We start from the raw sequence: 13,909 nt of genomic DNA on the forward strand, positions 1-13,909 counted from the left end.
GTGGCGGCGTTCGACGCCGCGCTGCTGGCTCGGTTTCCGAATTGTACTGCTGCACAGAGAAGTTGAGTTTGTAGGACAAGCTGTCGCAGTTTGCTGTTTCCGCGGCTCGGGATCGCTCCCGCAGCGTTCGCATGTCAGCGCCGGCCCGTCTCGGACATGGCGGGATATGGTGCCCGGGATCGAGCGAAAACCTCGTTGCACCACCGGTGGCGCCACCGCTACGTACACCTGCCGATATGGTCCGAGGAGCGGGCCCGGGCGAAGGAGGCGGCGATGGTAGTGACATCGGGGGCGGGTGTCGCGGCACCGGGATGGTTTACGCGGGCCATTGCGGAACTGCCCGAACATCGTGAGGTCGACGTCGGGGGCGGTGTCGTTCATCTGCGGTGCTGGGGCCGGGCGGGGACGGCCGGTGTGGTGCTGGTGCATGGCGGATCGGCGCATTCGGGCTGGTGGGACCACATCGCTCCGTTGTTGGCGGGTACGCATCGTGTGGTGGCGCTGGATTTGTCCGGGCACGGTGACAGCGCCGTGCGATCCCGATATCCGATCGAGGGCTGGGCGGACGAGGTGATGGCCGCTGCCGAGGCCGGCGAGATAGCCGGACGGCCGTACGTCGTCGGGCACAGCATGGGTGGGCGAGTGAGCGCCGTGGCGGCTGCTCGGCATCGGGAATCGCTCGCGGGTCTGGTCGTCATCGATTCTCCGTTTCAGGAGCCGTCGCAAGAGTCCATCGTCCGGCAGTTGCTCCACCGGCCGAAGACGTACCCGACGCGGGACGAGATCTGTGGCCGGTTTCGAACCATTCCGGACCAGGAGGTTCTGCTTCCTTACGTCGCGCGGCACGTGGCGGAGGAATCGGTGCGAGACACCGGTGCCGGGTGGGGCTGGAAGTTCGATCCCGAGATGTTGCGCAAGCGCCTCGAAGACGGGCGTATCCCACCGCTGGGCTCGCTGCGGGCCGTGGACGCATCCGTGCTGTACATCCGATGCGAACGCGGTTTGGTGACCCGGGAGCGGGCGCTGGAGATCGCGAGATTGTTCGGGCGGCCCGCGACGGTGGTCGAATTGGCCGAGGCCGGTCATCACCCGATGATGGATCAACCGCTTGCGCTGGTGGCGACCTTACGGACCGTCCTCGCCCAGTGGGATTCGCGCGTTCGACCGGAATAAACGGCGCAGCCTGCTCCGTTCGACGTCTTATGCCGAAACCTTTCTCGGAAGCCGAGCGTCAAGAATTCCTGGCGGGCAAGCACATCGGAGTGCTGTCGGTCGCCGCTACCGACGGGCGTCCACCCGCCACCGCACCGATCTGGTACGACTACACCCCGGGCGGCAATATTCGCATCAACACCGGCGCGGCACGCCGCAAGGCCAGGCTGGTGCGGGAAGCCGGCGTGGTGACACTGACGGTGCAGCGCGAAGAGTTGCCCTATCAGTACGTCATCGTCGAAGGCACGGTCATCGAGGCCGCCACCCCCTCGCCCCGGGAGGCGCGGGTGAGCATCGCCAGCCGCTATCTCGGTCCGGAGGAGGGCCGCGCCTTCGCGGACCGGATGGACGGCAACGACTCCGTACTGTTCACCATCCGCCCCGACCGCTGGATCAGCCAGGACTACTCGGGTGATCTCTGACAGCACTGTTCGGGCGTCCGATCGGCGAAGTAGTTTGCTCGACATGAGCAGGTTCAGCCGGCGGTGGTCGCCCGTTCGTTCTCGGTCCGCCGGTGGGTCGTGAAGGATCGACTCGGCGACGGCGCAGGCGACGCGCAAGAATTCGGTGGCCGGCCACATGATTCTTGCCGCCGGACAGGCCGTCGGCCTCGACGACTGCGCGGCGCGGGCGGTATCGTCCGCCGCCTGACCGAGGCAGCGGTAGCGGCACTGGGGAACTCGGCCAAGCGAATCAAGCTGTCCGACCGAACTATTGCCGCCGAGTTCGTCGACGCCCGCATACCACCGTCATCCACCGTGTCGAACGCCGGCGACTGCGGGCGTCGTGATGTTTCGCCACGAAGTCGTGATCACACCGTGCTGATAGAAGGGAGCGGCACGGAGGCGTTCGCCGATGACGCCGGGCTACCATCTGTTTCGCTCTCCGGTTCCGAATAAGACTCCGCTTCAACGACTTCCGACCAGTCCTGGCGTGCGAGCAGCGCATTTCGATGCGATGTTCACGCGGAAGCCACTCGGGCACTCAGATGTTTACTGAACGGTAGCCATGGCTAATCCGTGGCGGGGGCCTCCCTGTTTCACCCGATCGAAACTGCTCGACCTCTCACCGATGCACCCCTGATCGATTACTCGTTCCGGACCGCATCGGCCGCAAGTCAGAATGTTCGTCGAAAGGACTGAGGGACAGTGCATTACCTATGTTCGAGCTCGGCCATGGTTTCGTCCGCCGGTGGTGGCCGGTGACAGCCGAGATGGAGATCCTCGAACTGACAGACGAGTTCTACCAGGATCCGCATGCGACCTATCGGGCGCTGCGCGAGCGCGGTCCCCTCCATCGCATTCGATTGGACGGTGTGGTCGGCTGGTTGATCGTCGATCACGACGTGGCCAGGCAAGCCTTGGCGGAGCCGACCATCAGCAAGCGCATCGGGTCGCCCGAGGGACAGGCCGTGCTGGCCAAAAACGGTGCGGCCGAGATGTTCAACACCGCCATCAGCGACAATATGTTGTTCGCCGATCCGCCTCAGCACACGCGTCTGCGCCGCCTCGTGGCGAAGGCGTTCGCGGGGCCCGCCATCCGCGATCTGCAACCGAGAATCACCTCGATCGCCGACAGTCTGCTCGACGACATCAGCGCGCGAACGACTGTCGACCTCATCGACAGCTACGCGTTCCGGCTGCCGATCGCGGTAATCTGCGAGCTGCTCGGGGTGCCCGACGACGACAAGGCAGACTTCCGCTCGTGGACCGCCGTTGTCGTCAGCGACACGGCCACGAACGAGGAACGCGCCGCCGCCGGGGTCACATACTTCACCTACCTGACGAAGTTGATCGCCGAACGCACCGACGACCCCCGTGACGACCTGCTCTCCCAACTGATCATCGCGAAAGACCACGAGGACCGGCTGGACCAGCACGAACTCATCGCCATGCTGCTCCTGCTGCTGATAGCTGGGCATGAGACCACGGTCAATCTGATCGGCAACTCGGTACTCGAGCTACTGCGCGAGCCCGCAATCGCCGAGCGGTTGCGCGCGAACCCCGAGGCGATACCCGCCTACGTCGAGGAGATCCTGCGCTTCCAGGGGTCGCTGCACTTGGCCACGGCCCGCTACACCACCGCCCCGATCACGTTGGGCGATCAGGACATCGACGCGGACGAATTCATCCTCATCTCGCTCGCCGCCGCAAACCGCGACCCCGCCCGGTTCGCCGAGCCGGACCGCATCGACCTCGAACGACCCGAGAGCCGGCACATCGCCTTCGGACACGGCATCCATCACTGTCTCGGTGCCGCCCTGGCACGAATGGAGGCCACGACCGCGATCTCGAGGCTGCTGGCCACTTTCCCGGATCTGTCGCTCGACGGCGAATTCAGCGATCTGACGTGGCGAAAGAGCCTGTTGATTCACGGCTTGACCAGCCTGCCGGTCCGCCTGGCCGCACGCACGGAATCTCGCACCGGGCCCGTGACCGACACGGACCGCGTCTCCGTCATGGCCTGACCCGGCCGTCGACACGACGAGTGGTACATCGCGGCAATCCCATTCCGGCTCGGCCCCAGCGATGTACCACTCACCCGTGAGGGTGCCAGGAAGTCGGGCGACGCGATCCGTCTGCGGAAGTCCGCTTGGTCGACCACCGCAGTCTCGCCGCACGTACAGCTCAGAGCTGTGGCCGAGGCCTCTCCACCTGCTGGCATGGCTGCCTAGAGTCTTGTGAGACATGAACTTTGGAGGTTAACGTCGATTCTTGGTGTCGTAGGTCGCCGTCTGGGCGTAAGCAACAATGATCGCAAGGCCGATGCCGACCCACAGTCGTTTCCCGTGGCGGGTGAACGACGGAAAGGACCTTCGATGACGTCCGGCTCGGCTTCAGGCCCGACTTTGATGGCGGTCATGGCCCACCCGGATGACGAATCCACCAGCGCGGGAGGCGTTTTGAGCCTGTATGCACGGCGGGGGGTGCGTACCGTTCTGGTCACCTGCACGAACGGCGAGTACGGTGACGGAATCGACGGTGCGAAACCTGGTTCCGCGGGCCACAATGCGGAGCGGGTTGCCCGAACACGTCTTGCGGAGTTGCGGACAGCGTGTGCGCATCTCGGTGTCGGCACGCTCGAACTTCTTTCTCACCACGATTCGGGCTCGATCGATCAGGTGCGTCCGGCGTGCACCGTCTTCGCTGACATACCACTGCAGACCGTCGCCGAGGAGTTGGGCGCGCTCATCGAAAAACACCGCCCGCAGGTTGTCGTCACTCACGAGCCGACCGGCACCCGGCATGTGGACCACATTCATACCGCGCGCGCGACAGAAGCTGCCGTTCGCGCGGGTGGCGTGGCGGCGAAGTTGTATTACGCGGCGCACGGGACCCGGTATTGGACGCGGTTGCGAAATGCTCTGCGCGAGGCGGGAATCGACTATCCCGAACCCGACCGCAGCCGACGCGCGGTCACCGACGGTATCGATGAACACGTGGCCGCGCGCGTCGACATCCGCTCGGTCGTGGCCAGGAAGCGGTCGGCACTGTTTTCCCATGCCAGCCAGATCCATACCTCCACGACCGCGAAAGTTCCGGAGGAACTCTGGCCCACCGTCTTCGCCGTGGAAGAGTACATTCGCGCATTCGATGTCACCGGGGCGCCGACACCGGAAGACGATCTCTTCGCCGGGCTCATCTGAGCGCCGAACAAGGAACCGACACGCTGACCGGGCCGAGGTCAGTCGAGAGGTGTCGAGTTTGCGGGTCGCACGGCGGAAGGGTACCCTCATGACGAAACAGACGAGCGCGCTTAGGTTTTCGGTCCTGGATACGGCGCCGATCGTGCAAGGCTCGAACGCAAGCCAGGCGCTGCGTGAGTGCGTCGAGCTGGCACAGTTCGTCGACGGTCTCGGCTACCACCGGTTTTGGATACCCGAGCACCACGGAATGCGCGGAGTAGCAAGTGCCGCACCGGCAGTCGTCATCGACCGCGTCGCATCGCTGACCCACCACATGCGGGTAGGAGCCGGTGGTGTCATGACACCGAACCACTCGCCCATCGTGATCGCAGAACAATTCGGCACGCTGGAGGCCTTCCACCCTGCGCGGATCGACCTCGGACTCGGACGGGCCCTCGGTGGGCCGCGCGAGGTCACCGACCGCATCCGCAGCCCCCACGATCGGGCAGCCACGCCCTTCGAAGACCAGATCCGGGAGCTGCTGGAGCTGTTCGACGAACAGAGCGAGGACCGCGCCGCGGCAGTGCCGGCCGAAGGAAACCGGCCCGAAATCTGGCTGCTCGGAAGCAGCGACTACACCGCGCGGGTCGCGGGTGCTCTCGGTCTTCCTTTCGCCGCGGCCCACCACCTTCAACCGCACAACACGATCGCGGCCACCCACGTCTACCGGCAAGCCTTTGAGCCGTCGACATTGTGCCCGGCGCCGCGGACCATGATCAGCGTGGCAGTGATCGCCGCCGAAACCGACGAGCGCGCGCAGTGGCTTTCCGGACCATTGAGGATGAAGACCGCACGGCGACAAGAGGGACAGCCGATACGTTTACCCAGCCCGCAGACCGCCGAGCACTACGGGTACGCGACCCGACGGGCGGCCGCAGACGAACTGGACGGGGTCTTCATCGGATCGCCGTCGAGTGTGTTGGCGCGCTTGCAGGACTTGGCAGAGGCCACTCGAGCGGATGAATTCCTGATCAAGACCGACCTCTACCGCCCGAGCGACCGAGGCGAGTCGTTCAAGCTGCTGGCCGATGCCTTTCTCGCGCTCCGTCACAGGCAAACCCCGTAGCAGCCCAGCCAGCGGATCGTCTGCGTCCAGTTGACTGCTCCGCGCTCGTTTCCGGTTCCTCGGGTTCGGGCTCTGTGGGCTCCTTTTGAAATCGGCAGGGGAGTGGCAACCAGCAGTATCAGTGGTGGGAGCGGAATCCGATGCCGCGGCATCCGGCGTTTGCGGCGCGGATTCCGTATTCGGGACCGTGCATCGGTCTGGAAGTAAGCTACCGTGCTGGTTTTCTCTGAAGACGTTGGACTGCAACGATTTACGGTAGGGTCACCTGGCGTGCCCACACCACGAATGGCAGGCCGTCTCGCAGCAGGCGGAAGGGGACACGTTCCCGCACCGCGCGAGAGGGGAACGCGTTGAACGACATAGACCCGGGTGCATCTCGGATCGCCTACGGTTCCGGGGAATCCGGTGGCTCACGCGTGCGGTTGGATGCCCCCTCGTTCGCGGCCGATCCACACCGAGCCTACGAAGACATGCGACGCCACGGCCCGCTGGTACCGGTCGAGCTCGCTTCGGGTGTGCCTGCGACGTTGGTGATCGGCTACCAGGTGGCGGTGCAACTCCTCAACGACGAGCACCATTTCCCGGCCGATTCTCGCCGATGGGAGAAGAACGTCTCGTCGGACTGCCCGCTACTGCCGATGCTGGGCTACCGCCAGAATGCGCTGCGAACCGCGGGCGCCGAACACGAGCGGTACCGGCGGACCATCTTCGCGGCGTTGGAAACCGTCAACCTGCACAAGATGCACGACTCGGTTGCGCGGGCCGCCGAGTCGCTGATCAACAGCTTCTGTGAGCGCGGTACCGCGGATTTGCGGATGGACTACGCCTATCCACTGACCTTTCGTGTGCTCAGCGAACTGATGGGTTTCCCCGAAGGCGCCGCGGCCGAGGCTTATCAGGGGATGGCCGCGATGCTGGAGGGGGTAGGCGCCGAGGAAGGACAGCAGCGATTCGTCGAGGCTCTGATCGGAGTGGTCCGCCAGAAGCAGGTCGAACCCGGCGACGATCTGACCTCGGAGTTGCTGAGGCATCCGGACAAGCTCGATCTCATGGAGATGGTGAACCAGTCGGCGCTGCTGTTCTCGATGGGCACGGAGCCGACCTGCAATCTGATCCTCAACGCGTTGCTGCTGTTGATGACCGACGACCAATACGGTGGCGAGGTCCTCAGCGGCGCCATGACTACCCGGGATGCCATCGATGCCGTGTTGTTCGAGGACCCGCCGCTGGCGAACTGGTGCGTGAGCTACCCCAAACAGCCCCAACTCGTCCGCGATGTGTGGCTGCCTGCCGATGAACCGGTGGTGATCAGCCTGGCCGCCTGCAACAACGACCCCGCTGTGAGCGGCGACCGCAAAGGCAACCGGTCGCACCTGGCATGGGGGGCCGGTCCCCATACCTGCCCGGCGCAGTCGCTCGCCCTGACGATCGCCTCGCAGTGCATCGACGTGCTCCTCGACGCTTTGCCGGATATCCGTCCGCAAAAACCTGTGCGGCAACTGGATTGGCGGCCCGGTCAGTTCCATCGTGCCTTGGCGTCGCTACCGGTTCGGTTTCCGGCCTGCCCGCCGATGCGTTTGGCGTGATGGGTCGAAGGTTGTCCTGCACGGGTATTCGATGTATCGGTATCGGCACTCTCTGTGCCGCAACAGCATGCAGGTAACGCAATCGTGGTTGTATTGCGCAGCAATCGAATTCATGTTGTCCTGCGTCGAAAAACAAGTGGGCGCGTCGATGTTCGGATAATCTGCAGCTTGTAGCGGTCTGGAGAAGGTGTGCACCGTCCGACCGCCCCGCTGTCAGGGCCTCCCATGGCTACTCATCGAAAGGCAGATCCCACAATGACAACGACCTCGCAGCATTCCGAAATCTCGACCGGGCAACAGGCCCGCGAGATTGACGCGGTCGTCGTCGGAGCCGGATTCGCCGGGCTTCATATGCTGCACAAACTGCGCGAGCTCGGGCTTTCGGTGCAGGTATACGAAGCAGGCGGCGGACTCGGTGGCACCTGGTACCGGAACCGCTATCCGGGCGCACGCGTCGATGTGAAGAGTATGTACTACAACTACTCCTTCGACCCGGAGCTCGAGCAGGAGTGGGAGTGGACGGAGAAGCTGCCGCCGCAACCAGAGTTGCTCCGCTACATCAATCACGTCGCGGACCGTTTCGATCTGCGCAAGGACGTGCAATTGCGGACCCGGGTCACCGCCGCGGTCTACGACGAGTCCACCGCGCGGTGGCGCATCACGACCGATCGGGGCGAGGTCGTCTCGGCGAGGTTCGCCATCATGGCGACGGGCTGCCTGTCGGTGCCGAAGATGGTGGAGATTCCCGGCATCGAGACGTTCCGGGGCCGCAGTTTCCACACCGGCGAATGGCCCGAGCAGGAGGTCGATTTCACCGGCCGGAGGGTCGCCGTGATCGGCACCGGTTCCTCTGGGGTGCAGGTCATTCCGCTCGTCGCCGAAACAGCCCAGCACCTCACTGTGTTTCAGCGGACCCCGAACTATGTTCTTCCCGCCGGCAATCACCCGATCGATCCCGAATTCCAGACCCGGATCAAGTCGCGCTATCGCGAAGTGCGCAAGGCCAACCGGGAATCGTCCTTCGGAATCGCCCAGCCCGAGGCCACCAAGGGCGCGCTCGAGGTGAGCGAGGAAGAGCGAACAGCCTTCTATCGCAGGGTATGGGAAGACAAGAACAGCGAACTGGTCAGCATGCTGGTCGGATTCACGGACCTGCTCGCCGACGAAGCCGCCAACGAGACCGCAGCCCAGTTCATCCGCGACCGGATCGCCGAGACCGTGACAGATCCCGCTGTCGCCCGGCTCCTTCAGCCCACCGGCCTCTTCGGCGTCAAGCGCCCGGTCCTGGGGACCGACTATTACGAGACCTTCAATCGTCCCAATGTCCGGCTCGTGGATGTTCGCGCGACCCCGCTGACCAGGGTTACCGAATCCGGTCTCGTGACGACGCAGGAGAGTTTCGAGTTCGACGACATCATCTATGCCACCGGATACGACGCCATGACCGGCGCGCTCAACGCGATCGACATTCGCGGCCGGAATGACGCGTCGCTGCGGAAGAAGTGGGCCGCCGGGCCCGTCACCTACCTCGGTCTCGCCGTGGCAGGCTTCCCGAATCTGTTCATGCTCGCCGGCCCGGGTAGCCCGTCTGTCCTGTCGAACATGATGGTGTCGATCGAGCAGCACGTCGACTGGGTGGCGGCCGCGATCGACGCGTTGCGATCCAAAGGCATCACAACCATCGAGGCCGAGGCCGAGGCGGAGCAGGAATGGACTCGGCACGTCGACGAAGTCGGCAATATGACGCTCTATCCCAAGGTGGACTCCTGGTATGTGGGATCGAATGTGCCGGGCAAACCGAGGGTGATGTACGCCTACATCGGCGGTGTTGGAGCGTATCGCGAAAAGTGCGACCAGGTCGCCGCCGACGACTACGACGGTTTCACTCTGACCCGGTGAGCAAGGTACTGCCGGTGCAGGGACACGGCACCGTGTGCCCCTGTGGCGGTGGGGGGCGGATACGGTGCGGGCGCCGAGCACGTGGCGGTTGATCGGTCCACGGCCCAAGCCGCACGAGAATGTGTCACTGCCGCCACGACATATGACGAATTGCCGCGCCGCCGAACAGCGGGAATGGAGCTGGCGCGCGGGTGCGCGTGTGCGTGCTGGGGTGGCGGTCGGGCACAGCGAAGCTGTGACGAGCGCCGAATCATGTTGCGCGGCTGGCAAATTCGCGGTGACGATCGACAGCTGTCGGCGCAGCGATGACACCTGCCGAGTCGGGCGGGCACGATCATTTCACCGTGAGTTCGACCACCGGGAGGGTGAGCGGTGGTGGGTGTGAGGTTAGCCATCGCTCGGGGTCCAAGGTCACCGCGTGGCGTGGCGTAAGGCTCGTTGATCGGTGACTTCGGCCTGCGGGCGTCGAGCAGAGTGGCGGCGACGATGGAATTGTCTCCGTTTGCTGGGCGAGAGGTGACTGCGATGGGGGCGCTGTTCGGACTTGCGGCGCGTGCGCTGGTCGCGCGTGAGCGCTGATCATCCGGGGCTGCTGGACTTCCGGGTCCTGTTCCACCCCTGAGGGATCGAAGGAGCAGAAATGCACAATAAGTCGCGACTGACGATAGCGATGTGTGCCGCGTTTCTGGTGCCGGTGGTGGCGTGTTCGGGTACGCCACAGCGAACCGCGTCGCCACAGCAGTCGCAGTCCGTTCCGGCCGAGTCGACCCGAACCAACGCCATGGCGGCGATGCACGGGGAAGCATTCGCCCATGCGAAATACCGGGCGTATGCGGATCAGGCCCAGCACAGCGGCGAGCCTCGGGTAGCGCAGGAATTCCGCTCCGCGGCACAGACCGAGCTGTCGGATCATTTCACCCGCGAGGCCGATCTGGTCGGTCTGGGTGGTGACACCGCGGCGAATCTGCGTGACGCGATCGCCGGCGAATCCACTGAATCGACGACCATGTACCCGGGCTTCGCCGCACAGGCGACAGCGGCGGGTGACGCTGCTGCGGCGCAGCTGTTCTCCGCGATCGCCGGCGATGAAGCAGCGCACGCACGCGACTTCTCGATCGCCTTGGCGACCCTCACCGGTCCCGCTGCGGGCGCCGTGGTTCCGGCAGGGCCCGATGTCACCACGACGTCGATCACGCCGGGACCGGCGAAGTCGTCGGGTGCGACCCTGGCCAACCTGCGCACGGCCATGCAGGGTGAGGCGTTCGCCTTCGCGAAATACAGCCGATATGCCCGCCAGGCTCGTGAGGCGGGGAACCCGCAGATCGCGCAGCTGTTCTCCCGCACCGCCCAGGTGGAGCTCGACGAGCACTTCGCCGAAGAAGCGACGCCGGCCGGACTGGTGGCCTCCGACGTCGCCGCCAATCTCACCGACGCGATAGCAGGGGAGAAGCACGAAGCCGAGTCGATGTATCCCGACTATGCCGCCCAGGCCGACAAGGCCGGAAACCCCCAGGCGGCCGACCTGTTTCGAGAGATTGCGGCCGACGAAAAGGCCCACGAGCAAGCCTTCCAACAGGCTCTCGATGCCCTGTGACCCGCCGGGACGCTGTCGCCGGCCCAGCGGTGGATTCTGTGGCTGGCAGTGCCCGATCGCTCCGATCACGAACAGTTCACAACCCACGTCGGAGCACTCGGCCGGCCGGAGGCGGTTGTCGGATATCTCCACCCAGTGGGTAGAAGGGGATGCTCGACGTGGCGGCCGAGCACTGCCTCGAGAGCATCGTCTCGAAACGGCTGGACTCGGTCTGGCGGCCTGGTCAGCGACCGCGGTCATGGATCAAGACTGCGCTGCGCCGGTCCGCGGGCGTGGTTGTCGCAGGACGGATTTTCCGCGAAGAGTTGCATCTGATGCATGACTCGCGCGTTGATTGATGGAAGGCGGGTTGGTACGACAATTGGGCGTTCCGGTCCGGGCCGGTCGCAACACCGCACTGGTGGACAACGCTGCCACCGTGCCCGCGAAGCTACTCAGCGACCTGCTCGGTCTGTCCATCACCGGCGCCGTTCGATGGATCCACATCGCGGCCTGCCTCCAGCAATGCCTATGCCGCCGAGGTCCTCGCCCGCCGGGCCCGGGCACGGTGATGCGCCGCAGTCTCTCAACGGCAGCAGTTGGGGTCCAAGACCACGCACAGCGCGGCGAGCGCCTCGCGTTTGGCGTGGTGGACGACGTTCATCCCGGCTCGTTCCGAATCGACCAGGCCCGCCTTGCGCAGTTGCGAAAGGTGGTGGCTGACCGTGGATTCCGACAGGCCGACCGCGGAGGCGAGGTCGCCACCGTTTTCGCCGGTGTCGGGGCTGGCCAGCAGCAGTGACATGAGTTTCACGCGCACGGGGTCGGCGAGCGCTTTCAGGCGCAGGGCGACCTCGAGGGCGGCGGTGTCGTCGACCGGGCCGGCCACGACCGGTGCGCAGCAGACCGGGGCGGACATGTCGATCACGGGCAACGCTTTGGGCATGGCGTCCACACTACCTGTGGGATTGACATATGTCGAAAAGGTGGCAGACTCGGCGGCATCCGCTTTTTCGACATATGTCTCACTATGGAGGTTCTCATGTCCCGCGTGCAACTGGCCTTGAATGTCGACGATCTCGAGCAGGCGATCACCTTCTACTCGACCCTGTTCAATACCGAACCGGCCAAGCGCAAGCCGGGCTACGCCAACTTCGCGATCGAGGAGCCGCCGTTGAAGCTGGTGCTGCTGGAGAACACCGGTCAGGGCGGCACGATCAATCATCTCGGTGTGGAGGTCGAGACCTCCGAGCAGGTCCACGGTGAGATCGCGCGCCTGTCGCAGGCGGGGTTGTTCACCGAGGAGCAGATCGCGACCACATGTTGTTTCGCCACCCAGGACAAGGTGTGGGTCACGGGTCCCAACGCCGAGAAGTGGGAGGTTTACACCGTGCTCGCCGATACCGAGAACTTCGGTACCGCACCGGAATTCGCCACCGGTGACAGCGAGGCGGTACAGGCATGCTGCGGCACCGGCAGCGCGGCTGAGGGCGAAACCGCTCGCGACGAGTCGAGTGCCTGCTGCACCAGCGAGGCGAAAGAGAAGGCGATCGCCTCCGGCGCCGGCTGCTGCAGCTGACACCGGCGGGCGCGGCCGCCCGCGCGGTGACACTGCCGGTGCGGGGTGGGGGACGTTTGCCTCTGCCGCGGTGCGGGGGATACGCGGTCGAATGGAACGTACGGGCCGGGATGGCCGGTCTTGGTTGTGTAGGTGGTGGTGGCGTGGGTGAGATGAAGTTTCTCGCGGGGGTGCCGCGGTTCGTGTTCTTCACCGGCAAGGGCGGGGTCGGTAAGACCTCGATCGCGTGCGCGGCGGCGGTGACGCTGGCCCGGGCGGGTCGGAGGTTGCTGCTGGTGTCGACCGATCCGGCGTCGAATGTGGGGCAGGTATTCGGTGTCACGGTCGGCAACACGGTGACCGCGATCGCGGGCGTGCCGGGGTTGTGGGCGCTCGAGATCGACCCGGAGCAGGCGGTGACCGACTATCGGGAGCGGATCCTCGCGCCGATGCGCGGTGTGCTGCCGGAGGCCGATATCGCGTCGATGACCGAGCAGTTGTCGGGTTCGTGCACGACGGAGGTGGCTTCGTTCAACGAGTTCACCGCCCTGCTCACCGACGAGACCAGCGGCTATGACCACGTGTTGTTCGACACCGCGCCCACCGGGCACACCATCCGGTTGCTGCAGTTGCCCGGCAGCTGGAGTGAGTTCCTCACCGGCGGCGGCGATGCCAGTTGCCTGGGCCCGCTGTCGGGACTGGACAAACAGAAGGCCGTGTACGCGGCCGCGGTCGACGCGCTGGCGGATCCGCACCGCACCCGCCTGGTGCTGGTGGCGCGCCCCTCGCGGTCGACACTGGCCGAGATCGCCCGCACCCGTAGCGAATTGGCCGGTGTCGGGCTCGCCGATCAGCATGTGGTGATCAACGGCGTGCTGCCCGACACCACCGATTCCGGTGATCCGCTGGTGACCGCGACCCGCCGCCGCGAACGCGCCGCGATCGAGGCCATGCCCGCGACCGTGCGGGAGCTGCCGCGAGATCTGGTCGAGCTTCAGCCCACCAATATCGTGGGCCTCGATGCCCTGACGACCCTGTTCGACCCCACGCCGGCGATGCCCGCCGTGGAGGCGGCGCAGCCGATGGTGGCGGCGGTGGCTGATGCGCCGCTGGCCGGGCTGATCGAGCAGATCGAACGCGATGGACCGTGCCTGATCATGTGCATGGGCAAGGGCGGGGTCGGTGGTCGACAAATGCACATCGTGGCCGCGCTCGGCCAGCGCGACAGCAACCGCGGCGGCCACGGTGGTTTTACCGACCCCGCCCTTGCCCATGCACATGATCAGGCACGGTCCATCGCGTTCGATCTGCTCGATCAGCCCGGCCAGCG

Annotated in this window: 10 protein-coding genes and 2 pseudogenes; 10 read left to right on the plus strand and 2 right to left on the minus strand. The window is 65.3% G+C overall.

Going from position 1 to position 13,909, the window contains the following annotated elements; translation table 11 throughout:
* The first annotated feature begins 273 nt into the window (after nt 1-273).
* The 8 genes from A5780_RS37075 (at nt 274) to A5780_RS41590 (ending at nt 11,042) form a co-directional block, all read left to right on the plus strand.
* On the plus strand, nt 274-1,173 hold the full coding sequence (locus A5780_RS37075; protein ID WP_064911358.1) for an alpha/beta fold hydrolase: 900 nt from the start codon (nt 274-276) through the stop codon (nt 1,171-1,173).
* A 29-nt stretch (nt 1,174-1,202) separates the two neighbouring features.
* Nucleotides 1,203-1,634, plus strand: coding sequence for a pyridoxamine 5'-phosphate oxidase family protein (locus A5780_RS37080; RefSeq protein WP_063011946.1), 432 nt, complete (start codon nt 1,203-1,205; stop codon nt 1,632-1,634).
* Nucleotides 1,635-2,413: 779 nt separating this feature from the next.
* A complete protein-coding gene (locus A5780_RS37085; protein WP_197521955.1) occupies nt 2,414-3,679 on the plus strand; it encodes a cytochrome P450 in 1,266 nt (421 codons plus the stop codon).
* Nucleotides 3,680-3,892: 213 nt separating this feature from the next.
* Nucleotides 3,893-4,858 (plus strand): PIG-L deacetylase family protein, encoded by a 966-nt coding sequence (locus A5780_RS37090; RefSeq protein ID WP_156769766.1) that lies wholly within the window; start codon nt 3,893-3,895, stop codon nt 4,856-4,858.
* Nucleotides 4,806-5,963: an LLM class flavin-dependent oxidoreductase gene (locus tag A5780_RS37095; protein WP_197521956.1), complete on the plus strand. Its 1,158-nt coding sequence runs from the start codon at nt 4,806-4,808 to the stop codon at nt 5,961-5,963. The genes A5780_RS37090 and A5780_RS37095 overlap by 53 nt, the downstream gene beginning before the upstream one ends.
* A 515-nt stretch (nt 5,964-6,478) precedes the next feature.
* Entirely contained in the window at nt 6,479-7,549 is a 1,071-nt protein-coding gene (locus A5780_RS37100) for a cytochrome P450 (RefSeq protein ID WP_231983216.1), read from the plus strand.
* A 255-nt stretch (nt 7,550-7,804) separates the two neighbouring features.
* The gene (locus tag A5780_RS37105) at nt 7,805-9,448 is read left to right on the plus strand and encodes an NAD(P)/FAD-dependent oxidoreductase (protein WP_104366591.1); all 1,644 of its coding nucleotides are present in this window, start codon (nt 7,805-7,807) and stop codon (nt 9,446-9,448) included.
* A 640-nt stretch (nt 9,449-10,088) separates the two neighbouring features.
* Nucleotides 10,089-11,042 (plus strand): ferritin family protein, encoded by a 954-nt coding sequence (locus A5780_RS41590; protein ID WP_082856822.1) that lies wholly within the window; start codon nt 10,089-10,091, stop codon nt 11,040-11,042.
* Between the two features lie 565 nt (nt 11,043-11,607).
* Here A5780_RS41590 and A5780_RS37120 read toward each other — a convergent pair.
* On the minus strand, nt 11,608-11,967 hold the full coding sequence (locus tag A5780_RS37120; protein WP_064911359.1) for an Rv2640c family ArsR-like transcriptional regulator: 360 nt from the start codon (nt 11,965-11,967) through the stop codon (nt 11,608-11,610).
* Nucleotides 11,968-12,063: 96 nt separating this feature from the next.
* Between A5780_RS37120 and A5780_RS37125 the strand changes: the two genes are divergently transcribed.
* Both A5780_RS37125 and A5780_RS37130 read left to right on the plus strand, forming a co-directional pair.
* Nucleotides 12,064-12,600, plus strand: coding sequence for an ArsI/CadI family heavy metal resistance metalloenzyme (locus tag A5780_RS37125; protein ID WP_063012088.1), 537 nt, complete (start codon nt 12,064-12,066; stop codon nt 12,598-12,600).
* A gap of 152 nt (nt 12,601-12,752) precedes the next feature.
* Nucleotides 12,753-13,559, plus strand: a pseudogene (locus A5780_RS37130) (TRC40/GET3/ArsA family transport-energizing ATPase); the annotation flags it as partial.
* Nucleotides 13,560-13,796: 237 nt separating this feature from the next.
* Here the strand turns inward: A5780_RS37130 and A5780_RS42920 are convergent.
* Nucleotides 13,797-13,859 (minus strand): annotated as a pseudogene (locus A5780_RS42920) (hypothetical protein); the annotation flags it as partial.
* Nucleotides 13,860-13,909 lie beyond the last annotated feature (50 nt).

It is taken from the genome of Nocardia sp. 852002-20019_SCH5090214 (assembly GCF_001665865.1).
Taxonomy (GTDB): Bacteria; Actinomycetota; Actinomycetes; order Mycobacteriales; family Mycobacteriaceae; genus Nocardia; species Nocardia nova.